The organism is Microbacterium proteolyticum (assembly GCF_014192415.1).
Classification (GTDB): domain Bacteria; phylum Actinomycetota; class Actinomycetes; order Actinomycetales; family Microbacteriaceae; genus Microbacterium; species Microbacterium proteolyticum.
Genome location: NZ_JACHXY010000002.1, coordinates 221,946 through 245,753 on the forward strand (window position 1 = coordinate 221,946; position 23,808 = coordinate 245,753).

A 23,808-nucleotide genomic window follows, 5' to 3' on the forward strand; every position below is an offset into this window, starting at 1 on the left:
AACAAAAAACCCCCGGATAACCGGGGGTTCTGTGGTGCGCGATACTGGGATCGAACCAGTGACCTCTTCCGTGTCAGGGAAGCGCGCTACCGCTGCGCCAATCGCGCCTATACAGGCTGTTCTATTGTGAGTTGAGGTGGCGACGGGATTCGAACCCGTGTAAACGGCTTTGCAGGCCGGTGCCTAGCCGCTCGGCCACGCCACCGTGTGTGGTTCGACCCACGTGTCATGATGCTCCGTCGGTTTCCCAGACGGAGATCCCTCCACTCGAGCGGATGACGAGACTCGAACTCGCGACCCCAACCTTGGCAAGGTTGTGCGCTACCAACTGCGCTACATCCGCATTTCGTTCCCGGGGCTTGCCCCGAGCACTCGTAAGACATTACCTGATCTGGGCGTCCGCGCAAAACCACGCGCGGCCCGGGTGTGTCCGGCCCAGGTGGTCCGAAGCATGTTCCGGCATCCGGTACGATCGTTGAGTCCCGTTCAGGATGCGGGCGATTGGCGCAGTTGGTAGCGCGCTTCCTTCACACGGAAGAGGTCGTCGGTTCGAGTCCGGCATCGCCCACCATAGAAACCCCCGGTCATCCGGGGGTTTTCTGTTTCCCGACGTGGAGCAGCCTCGCCCACGTGGAGCAAACGTGGAGCATTTTGCGCCGCAGCACGACGCAGTGCCGCGCAATCTGACACGCCATAGAGCCCCGAACCGCTCGACTATGAGCAGGCTGAGGATGGCGGATATGGTGAGCCCGATGCCCGCCCTATTGGGGGACGCGGGCGCCTGACAGAGAGACATCAGCATGACCATTCCTGCGCCTGCCGCACCCACCTCGACCGCACCGAAACAGAAGAGCCCCGTCGGCCTCGCCGCGCTCATCGTCGGCGCGGTTGCATTCGTCTTCGCGATCGTCCCCGTGCTGAGCTTCATCGCATGGCTACCCGCCATCGCGGCGATCGTGCTCGGCATCATCGGCCTCGTACAGAAGGGCCGCGCGCGCGGCTTCGCATGGGCCGGTATTGCCCTCGGCGTCGTCGCCTGGATCGTCGCTATCGTCGTCTCGATCTCCTCCGTCGCCGGCCTTGCCGGTGCCGTGAGCGAGGCGGTCGAGTCGGCCAGCGCTGCGCCCGTCGCTCCGAGCTCGATCGCCGCGCCCGCCGAGACCGCGGAGGCAGAGCCCGCCGAGGCATCCGCGCCCGCCGAGCCGGCTCAGCCCGCCGTACCGAGCGACTTCATCTCGGCGCTGGCTCAGGCCGAGAGCTACTCGAACATCATGCACATGAGCAAGGCCGGCGTCTTCGACCAGTTGACGTCCGAGTACGGCGGCCAGTTCACCCCCGAGGCGGCGCAATACGCCATCGACAATGTCTCGGCCGACTGGAACGCGAACGCCCTCGAGAGCGCGAAGACCTTCCGCGACAGCATGTCGATGTCGCCGGCCGCGATCTACGACCAGCTGGTGTCCGAGTACGGGAGCAAGTTCACGGCCGAAGAGGCTCAGTACGCCGTCGACAACCTCGGCTGACACACGTCGCCCGCGGACAGAAACGACGAAACGCCCCGGCGCTCGACCCCACATCGGGGACGGGCGCCGGGGCGTTTGTCATGCAGCCTTCGTGTAGCGAATCGCGAGAGTGAACGAACCGGGCGTCGCCGTGCCACCGAACCCGCCGTAGTCGCCACCGACGGCCACGAGCCCGCGAGCGGCGCCCGTGCGGAGCGCCTCGCGCAGACCGGCGGGCAGCGAGATCGATCCCGTTTGGCCCGACCCGATCGACCCCGACGACGCCGACTCGAACGGCCCCGCCACCGGCTGACCCGACGGCCGCTCACCGGCCGCGGTGCCTTGCACCATCAGCACAGCCGAGTTGCCGTCGGCGGTCTTGCGTGCGGTCAACACGGCCTCTTCGATCGTGAGCGCTCCGAGGTTGCGGATTTGGTCGCCGTACCCGGCGAACCCGCGCAGCTGACCCGACCCGTAGGCGTTGCCCTGGTAGATGTCGCTCGCGCCGCCGTACCGGCTCGCGTTCCACTGGTCCCACCGCCCGGCCGCGACGCTGAACGTGCCCGACGTCTGCGGGCCGATCGTCGTCGTCGCCGTGACGATCTCGCCGCCGGCATCCGGTGGAGGCTCGACCGGCGCGGGAGGCGGCTCGAGCGACGGGCCGAGCGCGATCACCGGGCGGCCCCAGTCGTCGAGCATCACCCACGCGGTGTCATCCACCTCGTAGGCACCTGCGACAGACGGGATGACGAACTGCGGCCCGCCGAACGTCACGGTGAGGGTGCGCCCGTCGATCACCTTCACCTGCCCGGCCGCGACGGGTGCCGCCGGTTCGGCCGTGCCGAGCACGAGCACCGGCCGCGCCGAGGTGGCATCGAACAGCACGCGCACCGGGGCGCCTGACGCGTAGCGCGCGGCCACCGCCGGCAGCCACACGTCGCCGCCGCGGATGCCGACACGGACGCGGCGAGATGCCGTGTTCACGTCGAGCACAGAGCCGGTCGACACGAGCGCCGTATCGTCATCCACCCCCGGCCCCTGCGGGGTGTTCCGCGCCAGCAGGCCGGCGATGTTCAGGGGGCTGAGATCGGTCACCCGGACACCCCCACATCGATGCGCATATCGCCGCCGTCAGCGGTCAGCGGCAGATCCCACGCGGTAACCCACCCCCACAGCGGCGGATCGTCGCCGCGGGCGACCGATATCGGGTCGTCGATCTCGACGCGCGGATCGGGCGCCAGGCGCACCGGCACCGACTGCGCCGGCCGCGACCCCGCCTCGAGCATGTTCCTCGCCGCGGCCTCTGCCTGCGCCTCGGTCTCGAGCAGGCTCGACGACCATTCCTTCGTGACGACGCCGTAGTCACCGTTGATGCTCATCGGCCCGGACGTCAGCGCAGCGACACCCTGCACGTCAGCGCCCGAGGTGTTGCCCGTGGATGCCACGACCACATTCGGCACGCCGACACGCGAGTCAGCCCGCGGGGCCGAGATGAGCGTGCCCCCCTCGCCGTCCTTCAGGCGGATGACGGGATTCGGTATCTCGGGCAGCGGCGCGCGGTATCGGATCTGCCCCCATGAGTCGACCCGCAGCAGCGCCGGCCACGCGTTCGCGATCTCCTGAAGATTTTCCAGGCGGTTCTTCGACCACGACATCGCGGGCGGACACGGCCGATCGACGAGCGCCGAGTCAAACGACACCCCCATGCCGGCGGGTGCGAGTCGACGCGCCTCCGTCATCAGCGACCCGACCGGCGACACGAGCGTCAGCATCTTGTCGTCGCGGGGACGCGCCAGCAGCGACTCAGCCTTGACCGAGATCGTGCCCTCGTCGTCGTCATCCCAGGACTTCACCTGGTATCGACCGATTCGGGTCTCCCACACCTGACTTGTCACGACCGACTCGACGACAATCGACACGTCCAGCTGCTGACCGAACCGCGCAAGCGGATGCCGCGCGTCTCCCCCGGGCCGCCAGTCGAACGCGTCGTCACCGGGGGCCGGGGCGGCGAACCGAGGGACCGTCAGCGACAGTTCCTCGATCACCTCCCGGTCAGCCTTTGCCGTCACGCGCCCCGACTGGATCGGGATCTGTGCGGCGAGGATCTGCCCCCCGAGCCACGACGTCACCCGCGCCCACCACACGGGCGAGCCGGCCAACACCTCATCAGGTGCACCGTCGCGCATCGATACCCCCTCTCACCCGGCCCAGTTGGCTGCGTCGAACTCATCCCACGTCGCGAAGATCTCATCGAACGTGCGCACGGCCGGGTCGGTCGACGACCACACCCGGTTACTCAGCGCCGCGTCGAAGTCATCCCAGACGAACACCACGAGCGCGGTCGACGGCTGCGGGTCCGCGATCTCTCGCACCGTGAGCGAGAACCGCCGCCACGTGTCGAGCCCGTCAGTAATGAGCTCGTCTTTCCACGAGCGGACGAGACCGATCACGACCGTCTCGAGATCGCGCATCCCCGGATTCAGGCGACGCACGATCGGGCGCCCCGTGCGCAGGATCTCCGTCAGCGCGACAGTCGCCGCGCCCTGCGTGTCGAATGTCCATGAGTAGGAGAACGACCCGGCTACGTCGAGCCGTGCAGCGGGGTCGCTGCGCCCGGCGATCTCGAACGTCGAAGACCGCGGCTCCGCCGATCGTTGCTCGGTAAGCGACGCGATCTCGACCGGCACGACATCGCGGCCGTCGAGCGACTGCACCACAGCCACCCCGGCCGAGTCGACCGTGACGGGGGCCGCCGCGTAAGTCACTCCTCCGACCAGCGCCTGATAGGTGATCGGAGTATTCAGCGGCGTTCTGTTGTCGATCAGCAGAACCACGACACCCGTCGACACGCCGACGCCACCGGACACACCTCGGCGCACCCCGTCGCCGGTCGTCGCCACGACCTCGAACCGCTGCCCCGCCGGCACCCCGCCCAGCGTCAGCTGAACGGGGCGCGGCGCGGCAGCCGAGAGGAGCGTCGCCTGCAGCGTTACAGCCATCTCGGATCAGCCCCCCATCGCGGTCTTGATCGTGTTCTGCGCACCCTTGACGATGAGCGGGTAGACCACCTCGCCGATGAGCCGCGCCAGCAGTTCGACATCTTCCCGAGCGATGCGCATCGGGCCAGAGGGAGCACCTGCGCCAGCACCGCGCGACGCCTCGATCGCGACCCGCTCCATGCGCGACGCGACCTTATCGACGGGCTCGATGTACTCACGACCGCCGGGGTTGTCACCGACTACGGCGAGCATCGGCCCCATCGTCACACCACCGGTTGCCAGGTACGGCACCTGCGGCAGTGAAACCCCGAACGTCTGGCCGCCGACGATCGGCACCCATGACGGGATCGTGACCGAGATTCCGTTGATAGCCCGGATCGCCCCGTTCACGAGACCAATGATCGAGTTGATGGGGCCACGCACTGCACTCACAGCGCCGTTGAAGGCGTTCGAGATGAAACCGCCGATCGCGCCGAACACGTTGCGGAATGCGTTCCCCACCATGTCGACAGCCCCTGATATCGCGTTGAACACGGGCGAGATGATCGAGTTATAGACCCACTGCACGGCCGAGGCGATCCCGTTCACCGCGGGCTGTATGGCATTGCCCCACAGCCACGCGAAGACGGCTCCCACGGCGTTGATGACCGCTCCGATACCCGCCCCCACGGGGACGAGAACGTTCATCCACAGCCACGCGAATGCCTGCCCGATCAGGCCGAGGACGGGCGAAACGACAGCCTCCCACAGCCACGTGATCAGCGCGGCCCAAAGGCCGATGTAGATCATGATCGCGGTCACGATCGGCAGGATGATCGTCTGATAGAGCCACGTGAACACCGCCCCGATCGCCGCGAAGACGGGCGACAGGACCGTGTTCCATAGCCAGTTCCACGCGTCACCGAGCCACTGCGTGACGGCGCCCCAGTTCTGCCAAAGCCAGATCCCCGCGGCGACCAGCAGGCCGACCGCGACGATGATCGCGAGGACTATCCACGTGATAGGCGACGCGAGCCAGGCGGCGTTACTCGCCCACTGCATCGCCGTCTGGATTGCCTGCGCAGCGGCGTACACCTTCATCGCCCCCGACACAGCGATGATGCCGGCAGCGATGACCCCGACCACACCGCCGATTGCCAGCAGGACGCCCGTATTCTGCGACGCCCAGTCGGCGAACGTCTGCAGACCGCCGATCACGGCATCGATGGCCGGCAGGAGCGCCGCGCCGAGATCGACGGCGACCATCTGCAGCGTCCGCTGCATCTGCTCCCACGACGCCTTCGGGTTACCCGAGACGGTGTCGGCCATGCGATCGGCCGAGCCCGCGACGTCGCCGAGTGCCGTGTCTACGCCCAGAAGCGACTCGAGGAAGGTCGGAATCTCGTTCACGCCGAGATCCTCGAGCGGCGTACCGAAGAGACCGATGGCCGCGTTCGCACGAGCCACGGGATCTTCGATGCCCAAGAGGCCGTTGACGACCTGAGAGAACCCTTCACGCCCCTGCTCGCCGCCCGCGAGGATCTTCGCCGCCATCTCGGATGCCGACAGCCCCGCGGCCTCGTACGCCGCGACCGACGTCGTACTCATGTCGGTGGCACGAATGCCGAACTCCTTCACCGCGTCGCCGGTCTTGTCGATCCCGTACATGCCTTTGTCGGCCGAGGCGAGCAGCGCGCCCATCGCCTCTTCACCGGACATGCCGATCTGCTGGAAGAACGGCCCGTACTCGTCGACCGCGTCGAGAATGTCTTCGCGTACCGCGGGCGGCACCTTCTGCAGCGTGGCCGTGAGCAGATCGAGACCCTCCGCGGCAGAGGATGCGAGACCGGTCGAGAGCATCTGACCGACCACCTGCGAGATGCGGTCGGCCTCGAGCTCGAACCCCGACGACAGGGTCAGCACCTTCTCGGTGATCCCCTGTATTTCGTCGGCGCTCGCGGTGCGCATGCCCCGGATCGAGCCAACAACGCCGGCCGTCGCGGCCTGCACTTCCTCGAGCGACCCGCCGAAGTTGCGGGCGTACGCGTTGCCCGCAGCTTCACCCGCATTCGCCGCCTGCTCCTCCGTCAGCGAGAGCGAACCGGCCAGCCGGTCGACCCCCGCTTCGGCCTCCGCGAAGGCGACCGACGCGCCGACCCCCGCCGCGCCGATCGCGACGAGCGTCCCGGCCGCAACCTTCGAGCCCTCCCCCAGCGCGTCATTCCACGCGTCGAACTTCGCTTTCGACCGGTCGACCTTGTCGAGCGATTCGTCTTCGACGAGCAGCCGAATGATCAGATCCGTTGCGGATTTCCCTGCCATCCCGTCACCTCCGTCTCTTCAGTTCTTCGGCCTCGTCGGCGCGCTGCTTTGAGATCGCGTCGCACGCGAGCGCCAGCTGCGCCCACATCTCGGCGGGCAGCGCCCAGATCCGATCCGGCGTGAGCTCGGGCCAGTAGTCGTGTCGGCAGATCAGCAGGGCGCGCTTGGCGACCTGATCGACGAGCCACGGCTCGCGCTCGTTCAGCGCCTCGAGCTCGGGCCAGGGGGTCGCCTCATCCGCCGGGCGGGCGCGGCGGCCCCGGCCGTTGCGGATTACTGAGGGTCCGGGGTCTCCTCACCCTCCGGCTCCTCGTCGCGGGCGTCGCCGGGCTGAGCGATGATGGTCTCGATGTTGTCGAGCTCGGCGCACGACTTGAACGTCACGTCGTGCCCGGCGCGGCGCAGCGACGCGAAGATCGCGACGGCGGTCTGCATCGACGTGGTGCGCATCTGACGCGCGTACTCCTTGCGGTTCCACCCGGTCTCCCGCTCCACCTCGGCGGTGTCGAACAGGGTCGGCTTGACGACAGGGATCGATGTCCCGTCGGTGAGTCGGATCTTTGCCACGGTTGCTCCTATGTCTCTTGTGCGGCGCGCGTGATGATGTCTTCGGTCGCGCGCAGCAGCTGCTCGCGCCCCTGGATGACGGGCGCGCGGAAGAATGGTTGGCCGGCCTGGTCGACGAACTGACCTCGGCGGCCGAACACGGGGTGACGAAACCGGCGCTTCTGCCAGAACTTCGCCTTGTTGAAACCGTCCGCACCCTTCGGGCCGGTCGTCTTAAACTCGATCCCCTGCCGGGTCTTGCCGGCGACGATTCGGAATTTCAAGCCGGCCTTGATCTTCGAGCGCATGCCCGTCGACCGGCCGCCGCGCTTCACGTCGCGCTCGGCGTAGGTGTTCTGCTTGACGGTGTAGAACTTGCCTTTGCGCTTCGAGTGCACGATCTTGTGTCGAAACCCCGTCTTCACGAGACCGCGGGGTAGCTCCCCGTCCAGGACCGCCTTCTGCGCGTCGATGACGGGCGCCCCGAGGGCGCGAAGTTCCCGCCGAACCGGCGTGCGCACGGCCGGCGGGAACTCACGCAGCTTCGAGATCAGGCGACGCAGCGACTCCGGGTCAGGGACGGCGCCCGTCGCCTGATCGCTCACACCAGCGTGTCGAGCGTCCGATAGACGATCGTGATCGGCTGCGCCGAAACCCCGTCGTCGAACACCTCGAAGTCAGCCGACAGCTTGATCGGGTTGCCCCCGTCGGACGCGGGCACCTCACCCTTCAGCCGGAACGCCGGGATCGCGATCTGCAGCATGGGCTTGTTCGCGCCCGAAACCGCGACGTTGTGCTCGAACGTGAGCAGCAGCGAGATCGGCGTCTGCGCGAGGTACGCGTCGCGCAGGGCGTTGTCGGTGTACTCGGCGGTGATCTTGCCCGAGATCTCCGGGAGGCCGAGCAGCGGCGCGCGCGAGCGCAGGCCCTTGCCGCCGAGGTTCCACCCGTCCGAGTCCAGCGAGCGCTTGATCGACAGGCTGATGTCGACGATGTTCGCCGCGGGACTGCCGGTCATCGACGCGGGCGCCGTGGCCGTCGGCGGGGTGAGCGCGCCGCCCGTGGTGACCGCGCCGTGCACGAACGTGAACAGCGCGTCGTCCGCCGGGTAGCTCGCCGCGGCGGCATTGAATGCCGTCTGCAGTTCCCGCGCCGTGACCGACAGCTTGGCCTCGACGAACCCGCCTTCCTTCGCGCTGAGCTCGATCGAGTCGAACGCGCAGCCGGTGAAGGTGTGCGGGTAGGAGTTGACGCCGCCGAGGGTCGGCAGCACCTCCTGCAGCGTGAACGTCTGCACGGGGTCGGTCGTCGAGATCGTGTGCACCTGCTGATACAGGGCCGGCGTGGTCGACGGGACGACGGTGTTCGTCACGGCGCCCAGCACGGCATTCAGCCACATGCCGAACCCGCGCGTCGGGACGTCGAACGCGACATCTCCCGAGCCCTCGAACCGGCCGATGGCGTTGCGGTTCAGACGGTTGACGTTCTTCCCGGGGCGCAGCCCCTTCGACTGAATCGTCTTGACGTCGTACTTCATCTTCGCGTCGGACTCCGCGAAACGGGTCGGCGCGACGGGCACGCCGTACGTCGTCTCGCGGCCGATCCCGACCGTGAAATCAAGCTGCGTCGTCACCGTCGGTCACCTCCTCGATCTCGGGCTCCTCGGCGGGGGCGAGCGCCCCCGCCGTCGCGGCCTTCGCCGCGGTGTTCACCGGCTCGTAGTTCGCCACCTGACCGGCGAACAGCGGCGCGAGATCCTCGCGCACCTCGAATTCCTCGTCGGCCTTGATGACGCGGCCCAGCGCGGGCACGTCCAGGTCGCCGAGGGGGGACACGTTCTTGAATCGGGGCTCGGCCTTCGCCATAGCTCCCCCTTCCGTTTCGGGGTTGGTCACGTCGGGCGCACCTTGTGCGCGCACACGAACTCGGCTTGGATCTCGACGACGTAACCGCCGCCTTCGGGGTCTTGCACGCCGGCCGTCGACATGCGCCCCGGGAGGCACCACAGGACCGCGTTCCCGAGGGTCGGGTCGGTTTGTGCGATCTGCGTTTGGATCTCGGCGAGGATGCCGTAGGCCTCGTCGAACGCGGCTCGGCCGTCGGCGACGGGATCGCCGGATGCCGCGACCCACGCGCCGACGGACACCCCGACGCTGATCTCTTCGTCGAACGATCGACGCGGGCCGAGCGTTGCGAGATTCGGCGTCGCGCTGACGTCTTCCATCGCCACCCACCGCACCGAGCCGATCGCGTCGGGCGGGGCGTAGTACCGGTCGATGTCGCTGCCCCGGTGCGCGGTCGCCGTGTTGATCGCCGCCCACACGCCATCGCGGGCGGCGAGGATTCCCGTCGCCTGACTAATGCCGCTCACGAGCGGTCGCCGTAGAACAGGCGAGGCGGGTACGGCGCGAGCCAGACCGCCACCTTCGCGGGCATACCGACACCTGCAGGTGCCGACGGGTCAGCCGACTGCCCGCGCGCGTTCGTGCCGCCCTTCGTCTGATTCCACATGAGCTTTCCCCACTCGCGGGCGCTCATCGTGAACTCGGGCGGCAGGGTGCCGTCGCTGGTCTCGTGGCGGAATTCTTCGATGTGTCGACCGGTCGCCCGGTCGATGAGACTGCAGACGGTCGCGGCGAAGAATTCGAGCTCCTCCTGCTCCGTCTGCGTGAGCTCAGCTGATAGGCCGATGGCCTTGCCGAGTACGTCGCTACTGATCGGCCATCCGTCAGCCACAGCTGCCCCTCTCTCTCGAACGTGAGGGCCGCACCTATCCCGGTGCGGCCCTCACGTTCAGCGGTCACTCGGCGGGGTAGGTGTAGCCGTTCGCCACCAGCGACGCGGCCTCGGCCGCCGGGACGGTGACGGTGCGCCCGGCGCGCGGCCAGGGCTCACCGTTGCGCAGGCCCGAGATCGTGAGAGCCATCACGAGCTCGACGTCGCCCTCGTCGGGTACCTCGTCGTCGTCGGCGGTCGGGTCGAAGGCGGGCGATGCTGCCTTCGATGCCGAGTCGGCGAGTACGGATGCCGCGGCGGCGACGTCGGCGACGGCCGGCCCCTGACCCTGCGACGGGTCGACGTCGCCCTGCGGCTTGACGTCGACCGTCACCTCGGGCACGGACTGCCCGGCCGGGTTGGTCGCGGTTTCACCCGCGGCGACGGCGACGAGCGGGGCCGGCTGATCGGCCGCCGTCTCGACGGCCGTGTCTTCGCGAACCTCGCCGGTCTCGGCGGGGACCGACTGCGCGTCAGCCTTCGTGGCGCGGGCCATCAGGACGCACCACCCGCGAAGTGCTTGATGGCCGAGGCGTCCATGAGACGGCCGTCGGCGCGCAGCACGCCGCGGAACGCGACCTGATCGGTACCGAACAGGGCGTGGTCCGAGCGCTCGATGCGCAGGTTTCCGACGGTGCGCACCCAGTAGCGGGAGAAATCGCCGTAGAACAGCGACTTGGCACCGGTTCCGACGCCCGCGATGAACGGGTCACGGAACAGAGGCGCGCCGAGCAGGGTCGACGGGGCACCGCTGAGAGCGTTCGGCTCCCAGAGGTAGCGGCCCGAGGCGTCCTTCTGCTTTCGGACGGAAGCCACGGCCGAGTTGGACGCAACCCACGCGGCGTTCGCCTGGTAGGGCGCGAGCACCGATTCCTGCAGGTCGATCAGGTTGTCCCACGACGGGGCGCCGCCGACGCCGGTCGCGCCGGTCACGCCGACGGTGGTCGCGTTCGCGATGCCCTGCGGTGCTCCCGTGCCCGAGCCGGTCGCGAGATCCTGGCCGAGCAGGACCGATACGTTCTCGCCGATGAGCTTGTTCGTCAGGCCCTCGATGTCGATCAGGGAGTCCTGCACGAGCTCGGTCGAGATGCCGACGAACTCGCCGAACTTCTTGGCCCCGAAAGAGATCTGGCCGAAGGTCGGGTCGGTGCCGCCGATCTGCGTCGCCTCGGGCACGGCGACGGCCGCACCGAAGGACGTCAGCCGGGGCAGGGTGACGGTGTCGCCCTTCTCGGTGACGAACACGTACGCGCCCGCGGCGAAGATGCCCGAGAACTGTCGCAGCGGCTGGATCAGCTGCGCGAGGTAGGTCTGACCCACGGTGTTGCCACCGGCCAGGGCGGTGCCGACGGACAGCGCGCGCGCCTCGGCGTGCATGATGGCGCGAACCTCGTTCGCGTCGGGGATGTAGTCGAGGAATTTGGTGTCCCCGTTCAGCACCCCGCGGATCTCGTTCGCGAACTGCGCGACGTCGGCGGCCGATCCGAAGGTGGAACGGTTGCCGAGGAGGTTGCCGGCGAAATCGGCGGCGCGCTCCTCGATCGTGCGCTGCTGCACGAGCAGCGTGATCCGGTCGTCGAAATCGTTGTAGGCGCGCTCGAGCGCCTCGAACTTGGTCCGCTCGTCGGCGGTCAGCGCGCGCTCGGCGGCGACGTCGGCGAGGGGCTTGCCCTCGGTCTCCCACGCCCGCTTCTGCTCGGCGGCGAGGGACTTGATGCGCTCCTGAATGGCGGTCATTCGGGTGTGTCCTTTCTCAGATCCCGCGCTTGCGGGCTCGGTTGGCGAGGGCGGGATGCGTCTCGCGGGTCATGGCCGCGGCGCGCTTGGTCGCCTCGGCCTCCCACTCGCCGGGACCGGCGGGGGAAGGGTGCAGGGACGCGCGTACGGCGTCGATGTCGACGGCGCTGCGCATCTGCGTGGTGGCCGCCCAGTAGGCGGGGTCGGCGACGGGTGCGACGTCGCTCAGGGTGGAGCGAGTCACCCGGCGCACGAGACTGCCGGCGGCGTTCTCGCGCCACTCGACGTCGAGCGCGTGGAATGCGAACGACGAATGCCGGTAGTCACCGCGTTTCGCGAGTGCGGCGACGTCGCGGCCGGCTCCCGTGTCGGGCAGATCCACCTCGTAGCGCACGCCGACGTCGTCGATGTACAGCCGCAGGGTGCCGGCGTCCGTCGTGCCGAGCAGCAGTCGACTGTCGTGCTCTGCGCGCGCGATCACTCGCGTGTGCAGAGCCATGTCGACGCGGCCCTCGGCATCCGGTGCGCCGAACGCCTCCGGTGCGATCTCCTCGAACCATCCGCCGAGATCGCGAGAGGGCGAGAGGAACACGACCGCGTAACCGGTCAGTACGCCCACACCCCCCGACCCTTCGGCGGCGGCTCGGAACTCGGTCGGTTTGTCGACGACGCGGCGTTCGAGCTCGGTCATTGCGTCCCCCCTTCGGGCATCTCGACGCGCGACGTCGAGTCAGATTCGGATTCGGATTTCGTGGTGGCGTACCAGGCCTGCCACTGCTCGATCTCGGTCGCGTCGATGCCGCGGCGGCCGAGCTCGCGGCGCGCCTCGGCGAGCGTGAGCGTGCCGTTCTTCAGCTGCTCGGTGATCGATCGCATGTACTCGAGCAGGCCGGGCCGCTCGAGCCGCGACAGGTCATAAGTCAGTTCCTGCCCGAAGGGCAGCACGTCGCTGAACGCTGCCTCGGCGCGCCCCGAGACGCCGCCGAGGGTCTTGATACGGAACAGCGTCTGATCCATTTCGCGGTTCGAGTACGTGCGGGACGACCCGGCCTTGCCGCCGACCTCTTCCGGCGGCACGCCGAAGATGATCGCGATTTCCGTCGCGGATGCCTCGATGGTCTGCAGGAACTGCGCCTCTTCGGGCGTGACCGTGATCTTGCGGTAGTCCCACTCGCCCGGCAGAGCGACGGGCTTTCCCTCGGCGGCGGCGCGCACGAAATCGTCGCGCACCTCGGCGAGCACCTCGCCGCCGACCTTCGCCGTTTTCGCCTGCAGGATGGCGGGCGGCATCGACGACTGCTTGAACCACCGACGCCCGTACTGTCGAGCCAGGTCGGCCCACTCGAACGACGCCGCGAACGCTGAGATAGGGGAGATTCCCCGCACGGTCCCGGCGCGCAGCTGCTCGCGCACGTGCAGCAGATTGCCGCCCTGCGAGACGAGCGTGACCGGCGTGCCCGCGACGCGGTACTTCGGCGCGAACGGATTCGACTCGTCGATGCTCACGTGCTCGTCGGCGATCCACTGGCAGTAGCGGCGATCGTCGTCCACCAGCGCGAACGCGTTCCCGCGGGTCTTCAGTTCCGCGACCATCTGCACGCGGGAGTCCCACACCGACAAGGTCGGCGAGGGCTTCGACAGGATCAGGGGTGTGTCGACGATCTCGCGCTGTCCCCCGCGGGTCTCGGTCACCGTGACCGTCGCCTGCGCCCACTGATCCGTGATGTACCGGATAGCCGCATAGGTGGCCGCCTGCCGCATCGCCCCGCCTCGGCCGAGCCCCTGCCACGCCGGCCCGAACACGTCGGATGCCGTTATGTCGCGGGTCTCCGCGGGCCGCGTGAACAGGCTCACGAGCGGCGCCCGACCGGCAGCGGGTGCACCGACAGCAGCACCGCCACCCCGGCCACGACGAGCGCGACGGGCAGCGACCACAGCGCGAGACCGGCAACGATCAGCAGCACCCCGACCACCTCGAGCACTTCCACGCGGAACGTCAGCAGGAACGATCGCAGTACCGCCCACGCAGCTGCGAGGGCCGCGCGCGGCTTCATTCGGTCGGTCATCCGGCCTCCTTTGTCGTGCCGTTCGCGGCGCGGAACGCTGCGATCGGGTCATATGCGAGATCCGGCAGGAGCTCGGCGAGCATCTGCCGGGCGTAGGTGACGGCGACGAGCGCCGAGACGGGGCGCATCGACTTGCCCCTGATCCACTTCCAGCCGGCATCCGTGGCCTTCGTGCTCGCCGACTTCAGTGCCTCGGTGAGCTCGTCTTGCCCGAGGTGCACGACGTCGTGGTTCAGCACGGCATCCAGCAGGCCAGGGCCGGCGACGGCGATGTTCGCGGCCGTCATCACGCGCGCATCGATGCCCGCCTCGAGCAGCTTCGGCAGCAGGAACCCGGCCGCGCGGTGCTCGAGGTACACCGGGCCGGGCGCTTCGGCGACGAGATCGACGATGCCGGGCACGTCGAGCCCGTCGTCGCCGTCAAGAATCCAGTCAGTGCCGGGCGCATCGGCGAGCACTTCGAGGTGCATTTTCGCGTCGGTGCGGATGCCGGCGACGGCGATCGACGCCCACGCCGATTCGGGCGCGACGTCGATCACGTACACGACCTCGTCGCGCGCTACCTCTGACCCGGGGTCGACGACGCGCTCGTGCTCCCACCGTTCCTTCGGGATCTTCCACGTTTTCTCGACGTCGTCGCTCCACCAGTTCAGGAACGGCCGCAGGAACCCGCCCTGCATCGCCTCTCGGAACGCCGCGATCTTCGTCTGATTCGTCGTGTAGCCGAGCGCCGGCATGCACCCCCACCACGTGAGCGGGTCGTCGGGATCGGCCCCGTCGGGCGCCGAGTATTCGACGTACATCGTGCGCATGCGCTGCGCATTCAGCAGCGACGGGTCCGCCCGGAGTAGATCGACACGGGCGCGGCCCGCCTCGGCTTTCTTCCACATGAACGGCGACTTGGTCTTCGACTCGCCCGCCGTCGAGATCCACAGCGACTGGGCGTCATCGACGGCCGTCGTCGCCGGCATCAGCGCGGCCTCGAGACGGTCATCCTTCTGCGCGAAGATCTCGTCACCGACCGTGAGGCCGAGGGTGCCACCGTGGCCGGCGTTCTCTGTCGGCGCGTCGATCGACCATTTCGAGCCGTTCAGGAACTTCATGTGCTCGCCACCGTTGGTGAGATTGAGCGTGTTCCCGGTGCGGTTCCGCTGCAGCAGCTGCCCGAACGGGGATGCCGCGATGCGATGATGCTGCTCCTCCTGCAGCTTCTCGAGCGCCTTTTCGCGTTTCTGCGCGATGTACAGCAGGTACTGCCGTTCGGGCCACATGATCATGCGGTGCACGCCCCACGGCAGAACGATCGACGTCTTGCCCGACTGACGCGGCACGATGATGACGATTTCCGAGTACCACAGCAGGCCCGTCGCCGGGTCGATCTCAAACGCGGTCTCGAGGATCTCCCGCTGCCACGGCATCGCCGCCCAGCCGAGCAGGCCCATGATGTTGACGACTTCGTGCGCGATCGTCTCGCGCGCCGGGTTACGGGGGGTCGCCCACCGGGGCCGGGTTTCCACTCCCGCCGGTACCCCGGATCGCACCCACGAGGGCGGCGAAGGCATCAGCACCGCCAGCACCCCCGGAATCCTTGACGTCGGCCAGCACCTTGCGCAGCGCCTCAACGGTCGACGCGAAGTAGCGGGCGTTCGCCGGGTCGTCGAGCGCGCGCGCACCGCGGAACACGAGCTCGTGTCGCAGCCGCGTCGCGGCATCCTTCGCCTCGGGCAGCGCCTCGCGCGCCGCTCGCTCGATCGCGGCCGACGGCTCGAGGATCTCGAGCGGGTCGACGCTGTCTCGGTGAATCCACCCGGCCGCCCGGATCGCATCGGCCGCGACAACCGACGCCGTCGCCGAATCGCCGTGCGCATCCCACAGCGCGGACTCGATCAGCTGGGCGAGCTCGTCGTCGGACGCCGGTCGACGCACCGTGAGGGCGGTCCGCACCTGATCGTCGAAGTCAGGCGCACCGACGGACACCACCACGGCACCCGTCGGCCGGGCCCGCTCGACGCGTCGCGATTCGCGGGCACTTGTAGGGCGCTTTTCGCGTGTAGGGCGCGCCCTCACCTCGGGCGCGGGCGCCGACTCGGCGACCGGTCCGCCGCCCGCGGCCACACGCTTGCGCTCGCGGTAGGCGGCCTGGTCATTCGTCTTCCACGTGCGGCATTCGCTGCACCGGCAACCCGCGCGATACCGCGCCCGCGTGCCGTGGTCGGCGGTCTTCGTCGCCACGCCAGACCACCTCCGCTCTGCGCCTCGCTGACGCGCCGAATTCCGACGACGCATCGCAGCGCGCGGCGGCTCCGTTCGGCCGTCTACGCCCCCGCCCGCGCCCTACGCGCCCTACACCCTGAGCCGGATGAACCGGGGAGAGGGATTTATGGGCGGGGCGAGGGTGAGGAGGGGTGCCGGGGGGTGAAAAAAATCGAACCGAAGACCGGCGGGTGCCGGCGGCGTGCGGTGCTCATGGCCGTGCAATTGCCGCCGACACCCGTCAGCCTTCGATCACTTCACGTCTTCACCATCACCACGACGACGACCAGCATTCACCCACCGCGACGAGCGGGTGCCACGCGCCAGGCGAGGGGCACGGTCGCGCCTACCCGAGTTGCACCCATAGTGAGCAGGCCTCAGGTTGGATGGCTCCCACGTTCCACCCTGCGACGCGGGCAGCACGTGATCCAGCGACGGCCCCCACGGATGCCAGGGCCGCAGCCCGTACACCACAGGGCGACGACACAGCCAGCACACCGAGCCAGGCGGGCACACCAGGGCCAGCAGCGCCGCGTACGCCGACGCGCTCAGCTTCGGGGCGTGATGAGGCATGCCGCCCCCTCCCCCCGCGATGTCAGACCCCCGGCGTATCTTTCGACGATGGACCCCCGCCCCGGCGCAAGACTCGGACGCGTCGACACCGACCGCGAGCTCACCTACCTGCGAGCAGGCAGTGACCCACCGTGGGAGCGCCCACACCGCGACGGCGTCGATGTCACCGACCACCCCGCAGCGTGGACGCCCTACCAGCGTGAGCGCCGCTTATCGTTCGAGGCCCGCGTCGCCGACTACCGACAGCGCGGACTCATCGACCCCTAACCCTCAGAGCAAGCCGAGGGCGGTCAAGTTCGCCAGCTTCACTCGACCGAATCGCACGGTCCCGATCGTGGGCCACAGTCGCAGGTTCACGGCCGTGGTGCCCGTCGGTACCGGGATCTCCATGTAGAACGTCCGGGCTCCCCCGGTCTCGGCGCGAGCACTGATGGCACGGGCGACACTGTACGGCGATCCGCCCGTGAACCGCAGTTCGACGCTCACGCCCGTTCCATCGACGTTCACCCACTCGCCGGCCAGTGCGAGCACGTCACCGACGGCCCACCCTGTGATGCCCGCTTGCTGCAGGTAGTCCGTGGACTGGTCAGCGGTGATCGACTGCCAGTTGCCGACACCGTCGGCGCGGGGCGTCAGCGTCCCGGCGATCAGGCTGCTATTCGTCCACCCATCGGCGTACCCGTCCGCGTTCGTGTCGACCTCGAAGAGACCGTTACCGGCGAGCAGGTTCGTCGTATCCCCGAGGTTGGCGAGCACGGGCGCGGGGCGAAGGTCATCGGGCAGGCGCGTGACGTTGTACGCGGCGATGGCATCCTGCCCCGCAGCGTTCGGGTGCGTGCCGTCGGCCGTGAACCCCGGCGCCCAGGCGCCCGTAGCCTCCACCCCCACGGGGGTGAACAGGTCGATGTAGTCGAGGCCCAGCTGCGTCGCGAGGGCGCGCAACCACGTGGTCATCTCTCGCAGGCGGGCAGCGACGGCGGGGGTGTTGCTCGGCGGGCCACCGCACACGATGACACGCTTACCCCGGAACAGGCACTGCTCGATGATCGACCGCACGTTGCGCTGCTGCTGCGCGAGCGTCAGCACGGCCGGGTCATCGTTCGGCGTCACCGCCTCGATCACGACGATGTCGCCCCGCTGCGTCAGCACGTCGGCATTCATCCGCGCGAGCATCGCCGACGTCGAGTTACCCGCGATGCCGGCGTTTCGGATGCGCAGCAGGCGCATGCCGCTGAGCTCGCACAGCTTCGAGAACCACGATCCGCCGTACCCGGACGCCACACCATCGGATGCCTGCGCGATCGAGTCGCCGACGATGGTCGATCGCTGCGCACGGGAGCGCCGACCGGACAGCGAGGCCACCACGTCGGCGGCAGCCTTCGCGGCCTTCTCCGCGTCACCCTTGTGCCCGAGCGCCGTCGCCGCCGACTGCCCGGCCGAGAATGCCGAGGTGCCGGCGCGAACGGCGTCGATGTCCGCGGCATCCGCGGCCGTCGACGCTCGCCCCTCGGCAGCCTCGGCGCGCGCGACGAGCGCAGGCGACACCGACGCCCCGTCTTCGCCCTTGTCGCCCCGCAGGGCGGCGTACACCGAGATATCGACGTCAGTCGACACCACGCGCTTACGCTGCACCAGGCCGATCGGGATCGACGACCCCACCTCGGCACCGACACGACCGACGACGAACGTACGACGACCCCCAGCGAGTGTGCCCGCGATCGTAAGCTGCGTGCCGCGCTTCGCGGATGCCGTGACCGACGGCGAGAACGTCACCGACAGGATGCCCTCGACCGCGCGCGACACGTCGACCGTGCCGACCCCGTCGCCGAGGCGGGCGGTGAACGCCCACGCCGACAGATCGACCGGCTGCTGCGACGTCGTCGACACGACCCGGATATCCCGGTACCACGTGTCGCCCGGGTACAGGTTGACCCCGACGACCAGCGGCTCGACAGGCGACGACTCGATCAGCTGCGCGTTCACGGCAACTCCTCTCTTCGATGCGGTCAGACGTCGCGCAGGATGCGATCCCACGCGCGCGCCCGCACCGCAAGCGGGAACGCGTCAGCCATGTGCACAGCGCCCGCGAGGTTCGGGTGCAAGCCGTCCTCACCGAGCATGGCCGCGGCGTCCCATCCCCCATCAGCGTTGACCGCGAGCACGTGCGCGCCGAACTCGGCCGCCGTACCGTCGATCGACGAGAGCAGGTGCGCGCGCAGCGCCGGCTTCTGATGCGACGCGGCCAGCACGGGCGGCGGCTTCACCAGGAACACGAACGGGGGCCGGGCAGCCTGCGGCAGCAGCGCATCGATGATCGCGGCAGACCCGGCGACGCCGTTCTGATCAACGGTCACCGTCACGATGCCCTCGGCGAGATCCGGCAGGCGGATAGCGAGCGGGCTCACGCCCTGGCTCGCCCCCTGGTTGCCCTCGCGGGTCGTCTGCACCGTCTGATCGTCCAGCGACTGCACGGCGACCACCCGGGCGCCCTGCCTGATGCGCAGCGTCGCCCCACGTCCCGCCGTGAGCGCCACACCGTGACAGAGCAGATAGCTCGTCCCGGCGGGCACAGGTATATCGACCTCGAGACCGTCGTGCACGCCGATGCTCGCCGTACCGCCCGAGGCATACGGCTGAGGCTGGTTCAGCATCCACTGCTGACCCGACGCGTTCGGGCGGTACGTCCACCCAGTCTCCTCGACGCGAGCGGATGCCGACGCGATCGCCACCATTGCCCGCAGGCTCTGCGAGATCGCCGCACGGTTGCCCGACGTGTCCGCGTCGATCAAGTTGTTACCGCCAGCGTTGATGATCAGCACGGGCGCGTCGCCCGGTGTCCAGGCGTACCCGCCGCCGGATGCCGCCATGAGCCACGCGATATCCTGCGCGTGCCACCCGGCACGACCCCGGTTCACGAGCCCGGCGAACCCGAGTCGCTCGGGAAGGTAGTACGGGTACGCCATCGCACCGTACGACCCAAACTCGATCCAGCTGTCTCCGCGAAGCTGCGCGGTCAGCGCGGCGAATGACTCGCGGGTGTCCAGCATCCGCGGCACGCTGACCTCGACCGTGCCGACACGGGTCGACAGCGGCGCGAGCGACCCGCCCACCGCGGCGTCGACCATCGCCTGCGCGGGCGCCGTCGCGCGATCGGCGGCGGCGACCGCCTCGTCACGCGCGCCGATCGTCTCGGCGTAGACGGCCTCGTTCACGACGAATTTCGTCGTCGGGGTCTCCACGAGCGGGGCCGCGAGCGTCAGGTCGAGCGGGGCCGCCTCGGTGTGCTCGGCCGTGACCGTCACCTGATAGGACGACGGTGCGACACCCTCGAACGTCAGCGTCACGACCCACGAGCCGACGACCACCCACAGGCCGCGACGGCCCGACGGGTCCACGACGAACCCCTCGGCATCCACCGTCAGCACGAGCGGCTGAGCGACGGCCGTCGCGGGAGGCGTGGCCTCGGCCATCCGAGCGACACCCTTCGGCGTCATCCGCACCGAGCCGCGCGCCGCGACGCCCGCCGGCTCCGCCCCCGCGGATGCCGCAGCACCACGGGGGCTCAGGAACCGACCCACGACGAACCCATACGACTCGGACACCGCTACCGCCCCTCAGAACTCAGTACGACCGGACACGCCCTTGATCGCGGCGCGCCCGCTCAGCACGGGATACCGCACGCTCGCGCGGATCGGCCTGCTGCACGACCAGCGCCTCGACAGGCGGGAACATGCGCGGCGGATCGGGCACGATCGCGAACGACACGACGTCGTCGAACCCGGACGACATCAGTCAACCTCGAGGTACTGCACCCGATCGCCGTCATACGACGACCCGTGCAGGTTCGGCTCGAACACCTCGATCAGATTCCGCGTGAGCGGGATCGTCACGAGCACGACGTCGAGCGACAGCCCGCGGAACTCGGACGCGAGGAACATGATCCGCAGCGACGCGATGTGCTCGGAACCGATTGCGGCTTTGGCCGCCTCGGTCACGGCCTCACGGTCGACGTGCGGCACACCCGGCCAGAACACGCCGACGTGCAGCCCGGTCAGCGGGGCCACCCATTCGGGCTCCCGCTCCTTGCCGAAGGTCGCCGCGCTCTCCTCGGGAGCTCGCTCGGCATCCGCCGCCTCGGCCGCGGTCGTCGCCGCACGCGCGCGCGCGAATTGAGCGAGCACCTCGTCGGGAAGATCACCCACGTGAGGCGCGGCCAGCGTGCCGGCGTTCACGATCTGCAACGCGCCGACCAGGATCGACGCGACGACGGTCGCCACCTGCACGATCAGCGACGACGTCTCGGCCGAGAACAGCGAGAACGCGAACCCCGCGGCACCGATTGCCCCGCCGAGCGCGTAGATCGCGCCGCGGCCATTCGTGTTCAGCCATGTGAACCGGTCACCCGCGCGAAGCAGGATCAGGCCGAGCGCGCCCTGTACGGCGAGCAGACCGGATGCCGACAGGTCGAGCAGCGCCGACGACTGCGCGTCGGTCACCGCGCCGAGCACCACCAGCAGTGACACCGCCGATGCGACCAACGCCTGCAGCGCCTGCCGTCGAGCGTCGGTCATCCAACGCGCCGATTCCGAAAGGAAATCCCTCATCCGTTCTGCCCCTCTCCGTCGGCGCCCGCGCCGCCCGTGTTCTCGATCTCCGACCACAGCCGGTCGTCGACCTCGGCGAGCTCGTCGACCTTCCTATACAGGCCGGCGACACCGACCTCGAGACGTTCCGACGTCTCCCCGAGCTCGGCGACGCGAGCCTCGGTACGACGAACCGCGTCATTCATCGACGTGCCCGAATTTGGGTGCAGTTCGTGGTGAATGGCTGCCATCTGCGCATCCGTGCGATCGATGAACGCCGGCAGCCCCTTGACACTGTCGAGCACCTGCGCGGCCGTGATGACACCGCGCGCGAAGGCGAGCACCCCCGAAGGGATCGACCGAACGACCGGCCACACCTTGCGTACGAACAGCCACACGCCGAAGGCACCGCCCACGACCGTAGCGACCGCCCCGGCGATCTCACCGAGCGCCGAGGCGGTCAGCATCAGCTGCCCTCGCGGCCGACGCGGTCGCGGCGATCCTGCTCGTCGTTGACGGCCTTCGCGATGCGCGCCAGGTCGTCGGCGTCGAGGTCAGTGACCGCCTGCGCGAGCAACGGCCCGAGCACCTTCACGAGCTCCGGGGCGAGCGCCTTCACGTCGACCGCTGCGGCCGGGCGGCCGAGCAGTTCGCGTACGAGCGTGCCCGTGTCGGCGGCATCCTGGATCTGCAGCACCGGGCGCAGGACGTTGTCTGCGTCGGGGCGCAGAACCGGCGTCTTCAGAATGTGATAGACCGAGCCGGCACCGCCGAGGTAGTTCGGATTGGGGGCGTCCGAGCCCCCGAGGTACAGGTGCGCCGCGATGTTGCCCAGCAGTTCACGGTCCTGATCGGTGAAGCTCACGTCTTCCTCCTCTTCGTCTTCGTCCGGGACATCCCGGAACGGGTCGTCGAAGTCGCAGACGTGCCACGGCTCCCAGTCGAATACGCCGGGGGTCAGGCCGACCTCACGGCACGCGGCATAGAACGCCTCACGGCTGCCCCACACCCACAGCCAGTTCGCGAAATCGATCGCGATCGAGTCGCGGCCCTGGTACTCGCCGCCGTGGGATGACGTGCCCTCCACGGCCGCGTCATTGCATCGACCGCGTGCGCACGCCTGCTGACGAGCCAGCTTCTGCCACAGGCGGGGCCGGTAGCAGTTGTAGCCGGGCGTGATCGCGAGCGTGCGCCCGCGGCGCTCCTCACCGATCTTGATCAGCCGGGCCACCTTGCGGGCCGTCGATCGGGGCAGCAGGTGCTTCCACTCGCCGTCTTCGTTCCGACCCGATCCGATCTCGATCAGCAATTCGCCCGGCAGCTCGCCGTTACGGAATCTCGCCACGATGACCCCCTATCCGATCAGGTATCGCAGCGGGTCGAGGCCGACCTCGAGCGTGCCGCGGATCGTCTTGTCAGGCTGGAACAGCAGCGTCCCGTTGGTCTGCAGGCGGATGCGCGCGAAGGTCGTCGACAAGATCGCCAGGGTCAGCACGACCGGCTTAGCTGGCAGGAACGCCGCGGGGATGATCTGTCCCATGCTGTACGTCGTGCCCGCGTCGAACGTCGCCAGAGACGACACGACGATGCCTTCGCCGTTCGCGTAGCCGCGGTCGGCTCGCAGCATGGGCGCCGAGTCGGACGCTGCGGAGTACGTGACCCCCGATACCTCGCCGAGGCTCGGCGTAGTCGGCGCGTCGCCGAGCCACTTCGACCCGTTCCACCACAGGAGAGCGTTCGGCAGCGCCGCCTGATCGCCGTACGACAGCAGGCCACCGTTCGCCGACGCCCACGTGTTCGCAGCCGTCTTCGATGCGAACTGCAGGACACCGGACACCGGCAGGAACACGTTCCCGTCACGCGACACCTCGAGCGAGTGCATCGCCCGGGCATCCGCACGTGACACGACCAACGGTCGAGACGACCCCACCGGCAGACTCGCCGTCGAAAGCCCCTGTACCAGCTGCGTGCGCGCCGTCGCATTCGCCACCGGAACCACACTGCTGACAGACAGGAGGCCCTTCGCGAGCGCCGCACGCGACGGCTTCTCCCCCGCGCCGAACGACTCGTTGCCCTTGATGTCCAACACCACAGCGCGCCCCCTTTCGGTTGTGCAGGACGGCCGCCCGCGGATAACCCACGCGGACGGCCGCCCCTCCTCACCACTCCCACCTCACAGGGAGACCAGCGCCCGACGCCCGCCGGGAAGAACTACGCCCCGAACCGCTCGCATCCTGCATGGGCCATGCATCCACGCGGCGCCCGTATAACGCGGCGCTCGACGACGTGGCATGCGGCATTTGCGTGTGCAGCGGAGTCGGTTCGAGGCGAGCCCCCGCCGGATAACCGACACACGGCGGGAAGACTCAGGCGCAGGAACACCGAAGGCCCGAACCGCTGATCGGTCCGGGCCTTCGTGTCAACTCTTGCGCAAGCTCACCTTAACAGCCCGCCGCGCCACACGGAGGGCGTT

The 23,808-nt window shown here is 68.9% G+C and carries 26 protein-coding genes and 4 tRNA genes; 3 read left to right on the plus strand and 27 right to left on the minus strand.

Annotated features, from left to right (window positions below):
• Positions 1 to 32: 32 nt before the first annotated feature.
• From FHS07_RS09300 to FHS07_RS09310, 3 genes are all read right to left on the minus strand, one after another.
• Positions 33 to 107, minus strand: a tRNA-Val gene (locus FHS07_RS09300).
• Positions 108 to 134: 27 nt separating this feature from the next.
• Positions 135 to 205 (minus strand) — tRNA-Cys (locus tag FHS07_RS09305).
• Positions 206 to 270: 65 nt separating this feature from the next.
• Positions 271 to 343 (minus strand) — tRNA-Gly (locus FHS07_RS09310).
• A 152-nt stretch (positions 344 to 495) separates the two neighbouring features.
• Between FHS07_RS09310 and FHS07_RS09315 the strand changes: the two genes are divergently transcribed.
• Positions 496 to 571 (plus strand) — tRNA-Val (locus tag FHS07_RS09315).
• Between the two features lie 229 nt (positions 572 to 800).
• Positions 801 to 1,523 (plus strand): Ltp family lipoprotein, encoded by a 723-nt coding sequence (locus FHS07_RS09320; RefSeq protein ID WP_183419644.1) that lies wholly within the window; start codon positions 801 to 803, stop codon positions 1,521 to 1,523.
• A gap of 78 nt (positions 1,524 to 1,601) precedes the next feature.
• On the opposite strand, the gene FHS07_RS09325 is transcribed toward FHS07_RS09320, so the two are convergent.
• The 17 genes from FHS07_RS09325 to FHS07_RS09405 all read right to left on the minus strand — a co-directional run bounded on the left by FHS07_RS09325 (position 1,602) and on the right by FHS07_RS09405 (position 16,158).
• Positions 1,602 to 2,597 (minus strand): hypothetical protein, encoded by a 996-nt coding sequence (locus FHS07_RS09325; RefSeq protein WP_183419645.1) that lies wholly within the window; start codon positions 2,595 to 2,597, stop codon positions 1,602 to 1,604.
• Positions 2,594 to 3,688, minus strand: a complete 1,095-nt coding sequence (locus FHS07_RS09330; protein WP_183419646.1) for a hypothetical protein — start codon at positions 3,686 to 3,688, stop codon at positions 2,594 to 2,596. Before FHS07_RS09330 ends, FHS07_RS09325 begins: the two co-directional genes overlap by 4 nt.
• A 12-nt stretch (positions 3,689 to 3,700) precedes the next feature.
• The gene (locus tag FHS07_RS09335) at positions 3,701 to 4,501 is read right to left on the minus strand and encodes a hypothetical protein (protein ID WP_183419647.1); all 801 of its coding nucleotides are present in this window, start codon (positions 4,499 to 4,501) and stop codon (positions 3,701 to 3,703) included.
• A gap of 6 nt (positions 4,502 to 4,507) precedes the next feature.
• A complete protein-coding gene (locus tag FHS07_RS09340) occupies positions 4,508 to 6,802 on the minus strand; it encodes a phage tail tape measure protein (RefSeq protein ID WP_183419648.1) in 2,295 nt (764 codons plus the stop codon).
• A gap of 273 nt (positions 6,803 to 7,075) precedes the next feature.
• Positions 7,076 to 7,369, minus strand: a complete 294-nt coding sequence (locus FHS07_RS09345; protein WP_183419649.1) for a hypothetical protein — start codon at positions 7,367 to 7,369, stop codon at positions 7,076 to 7,078.
• A gap of 8 nt (positions 7,370 to 7,377) precedes the next feature.
• Positions 7,378 to 7,953: a hypothetical protein gene (locus FHS07_RS09350; RefSeq protein ID WP_183419650.1), complete on the minus strand. Its 576-nt coding sequence runs from the start codon at positions 7,951 to 7,953 to the stop codon at positions 7,378 to 7,380.
• A complete protein-coding gene (locus FHS07_RS09355) occupies positions 7,950 to 8,981 on the minus strand; it encodes a phage tail tube protein (protein WP_183419651.1) in 1,032 nt (343 codons plus the stop codon). Before FHS07_RS09355 ends, FHS07_RS09350 begins: the two co-directional genes overlap by 4 nt.
• On the minus strand, positions 8,965 to 9,243 hold the full coding sequence (locus tag FHS07_RS09360; protein WP_183419652.1) for a hypothetical protein: 279 nt from the start codon (positions 9,241 to 9,243) through the stop codon (positions 8,965 to 8,967). Before FHS07_RS09360 ends, FHS07_RS09355 begins: the two co-directional genes overlap by 17 nt.
• On the minus strand, positions 9,240 to 9,719 hold the full coding sequence (locus FHS07_RS09365; RefSeq protein ID WP_183419653.1) for a hypothetical protein: 480 nt from the start codon (positions 9,717 to 9,719) through the stop codon (positions 9,240 to 9,242). The genes FHS07_RS09360 and FHS07_RS09365 overlap by 4 nt, the downstream gene beginning before the upstream one ends.
• Positions 9,716 to 10,084, minus strand: coding sequence for a hypothetical protein (locus tag FHS07_RS09370; protein ID WP_183419654.1), 369 nt, complete (start codon positions 10,082 to 10,084; stop codon positions 9,716 to 9,718). Before FHS07_RS09370 ends, FHS07_RS09365 begins: the two co-directional genes overlap by 4 nt.
• Positions 10,085 to 10,148: 64 nt before the next feature.
• Entirely contained in the window at positions 10,149 to 10,619 is a 471-nt protein-coding gene (locus FHS07_RS09375; protein WP_183419655.1) for a hypothetical protein, read from the minus strand.
• A complete protein-coding gene (locus FHS07_RS09380; protein WP_183419656.1) occupies positions 10,619 to 11,860 on the minus strand; it encodes a phage major capsid protein in 1,242 nt (413 codons plus the stop codon). The genes FHS07_RS09375 and FHS07_RS09380 overlap by 1 nt, the downstream gene beginning before the upstream one ends.
• A 16-nt stretch (positions 11,861 to 11,876) precedes the next feature.
• Entirely contained in the window at positions 11,877 to 12,551 is a 675-nt protein-coding gene (locus FHS07_RS09385; protein WP_183419657.1) for an HK97 family phage prohead protease, read from the minus strand.
• Positions 12,548 to 13,714, minus strand: a complete 1,167-nt coding sequence (locus FHS07_RS09390) for a phage portal protein (protein ID WP_183419658.1) — start codon at positions 13,712 to 13,714, stop codon at positions 12,548 to 12,550. The genes FHS07_RS09385 and FHS07_RS09390 overlap by 4 nt, the downstream gene beginning before the upstream one ends.
• On the minus strand, positions 13,711 to 13,926 hold the full coding sequence (locus FHS07_RS09395; RefSeq protein ID WP_183419659.1) for a hypothetical protein: 216 nt from the start codon (positions 13,924 to 13,926) through the stop codon (positions 13,711 to 13,713). The genes FHS07_RS09390 and FHS07_RS09395 overlap by 4 nt, the downstream gene beginning before the upstream one ends.
• Positions 13,923 to 15,443, minus strand: a complete 1,521-nt coding sequence (locus tag FHS07_RS09400; protein WP_183419660.1) for a terminase large subunit — start codon at positions 15,441 to 15,443, stop codon at positions 13,923 to 13,925. Before FHS07_RS09400 ends, FHS07_RS09395 begins: the two co-directional genes overlap by 4 nt.
• Entirely contained in the window at positions 15,409 to 16,158 is a 750-nt protein-coding gene (locus FHS07_RS09405; RefSeq protein ID WP_183419661.1) for a hypothetical protein, read from the minus strand. Before FHS07_RS09405 ends, FHS07_RS09400 begins: the two co-directional genes overlap by 35 nt.
• A gap of 642 nt (positions 16,159 to 16,800) precedes the next feature.
• Between FHS07_RS09405 and FHS07_RS09410 the strand changes: the two genes are divergently transcribed.
• Complete coding sequence (locus tag FHS07_RS09410; RefSeq protein ID WP_183419662.1) at positions 16,801 to 17,019, plus strand: hypothetical protein; 219 nt, start codon at positions 16,801 to 16,803, stop codon at positions 17,017 to 17,019.
• A 3-nt stretch (positions 17,020 to 17,022) separates the two neighbouring features.
• Here FHS07_RS09410 and FHS07_RS16820 read toward each other — a convergent pair whose 3' ends face one another.
• The 7 genes from FHS07_RS16820 to FHS07_RS09445 are packed head-to-tail and all read right to left on the minus strand — an operon-like array spanning position 17,023 to position 23,427.
• Complete coding sequence (locus FHS07_RS16820) at positions 17,023 to 18,735, minus strand: GDSL-type esterase/lipase family protein (RefSeq protein ID WP_183419663.1); 1,713 nt, start codon at positions 18,733 to 18,735, stop codon at positions 17,023 to 17,025.
• A gap of 23 nt (positions 18,736 to 18,758) precedes the next feature.
• The gene (locus FHS07_RS09420) at positions 18,759 to 20,354 is read right to left on the minus strand and encodes an SGNH/GDSL hydrolase family protein (RefSeq protein WP_183419664.1); all 1,596 of its coding nucleotides are present in this window, start codon (positions 20,352 to 20,354) and stop codon (positions 18,759 to 18,761) included.
• 19 nt (positions 20,355 to 20,373) lie between these two features.
• Entirely contained in the window at positions 20,374 to 20,541 is a 168-nt protein-coding gene (locus FHS07_RS09425; protein WP_183419665.1) for a hypothetical protein, read from the minus strand.
• The gene (locus tag FHS07_RS09430; protein ID WP_183419666.1) at positions 20,541 to 21,323 is read right to left on the minus strand and encodes a hypothetical protein; all 783 of its coding nucleotides are present in this window, start codon (positions 21,321 to 21,323) and stop codon (positions 20,541 to 20,543) included. The genes FHS07_RS09425 and FHS07_RS09430 overlap by 1 nt, the downstream gene beginning before the upstream one ends.
• 29 nt (positions 21,324 to 21,352) lie before the next feature.
• A complete protein-coding gene (locus FHS07_RS09435; protein WP_183419667.1) occupies positions 21,353 to 21,802 on the minus strand; it encodes a hypothetical protein in 450 nt (149 codons plus the stop codon).
• Entirely contained in the window at positions 21,802 to 22,680 is an 879-nt protein-coding gene (locus FHS07_RS09440) for a M15 family metallopeptidase domain-containing protein (protein ID WP_183419668.1), read from the minus strand. The genes FHS07_RS09435 and FHS07_RS09440 overlap by 1 nt, the downstream gene beginning before the upstream one ends.
• Before the next feature lie 9 nt (positions 22,681 to 22,689).
• Positions 22,690 to 23,427 carry a hypothetical protein gene (locus FHS07_RS09445; RefSeq protein WP_183419669.1) on the minus strand — a complete coding sequence of 246 codons (738 nt, stop codon included), beginning with the start codon at positions 23,425 to 23,427 and terminating at the stop codon, positions 22,690 to 22,692.
• Positions 23,428 to 23,808 lie beyond the last annotated feature (381 nt).

What these genes read in the sequence shown, in the direction of transcription:
- FHS07_RS09375 (WP_183419655.1), bottom strand. Translation starts at nt 10,619, where the DNA reads ATGGCCCGCGCCACGAAGGCTGACGCGCAGTCGGTCCCCGCCGAGACC.
- FHS07_RS09435 (WP_183419667.1), bottom strand. Translation starts at nt 21,802, where the DNA reads ATGCTGACCGCCTCGGCGCTCGGTGAGATCGCCGGGGCGGTCGCTACG.
- FHS07_RS09385 (WP_183419657.1), bottom strand. Translation starts at nt 12,551, where the DNA reads ATGACCGAGCTCGAACGCCGCGTCGTCGACAAACCGACCGAGTTCCGA.
- FHS07_RS09380 (WP_183419656.1), bottom strand. Translation starts at nt 11,860, where the DNA reads ATGACCGCCATTCAGGAGCGCATCAAGTCCCTCGCCGCCGAGCAGAAG.
- FHS07_RS09330 (WP_183419646.1), bottom strand. Translation starts at nt 3,688, where the DNA reads ATGCGCGACGGTGCACCTGATGAGGTGTTGGCCGGCTCGCCCGTGTGG.
- FHS07_RS09320 (WP_183419644.1), top strand. Translation starts at nt 801, where the DNA reads ATGACCATTCCTGCGCCTGCCGCACCCACCTCGACCGCACCGAAACAG.
- FHS07_RS09425 (WP_183419665.1), bottom strand. Translation starts at nt 20,541, where the DNA reads ATGTCGTCCGGGTTCGACGACGTCGTGTCGTTCGCGATCGTGCCCGAT.
- FHS07_RS09340 (WP_183419648.1), bottom strand. Translation starts at nt 6,802, where the DNA reads ATGGCAGGGAAATCCGCAACGGATCTGATCATTCGGCTGCTCGTCGAA.
- FHS07_RS09335 (WP_183419647.1), bottom strand. Translation starts at nt 4,501, where the DNA reads ATGGCTGTAACGCTGCAGGCGACGCTCCTCTCGGCTGCCGCGCCGCGC.
- FHS07_RS09410 (WP_183419662.1), top strand. Translation starts at nt 16,801, where the DNA reads ATGGACCCCCGCCCCGGCGCAAGACTCGGACGCGTCGACACCGACCGC.
- FHS07_RS09430 (WP_183419666.1), bottom strand. Translation starts at nt 21,323, where the DNA reads ATGACCGACGCTCGACGGCAGGCGCTGCAGGCGTTGGTCGCATCGGCG.
- FHS07_RS09395 (WP_183419659.1), bottom strand. Translation starts at nt 13,926, where the DNA reads ATGACCGACCGAATGAAGCCGCGCGCGGCCCTCGCAGCTGCGTGGGCG.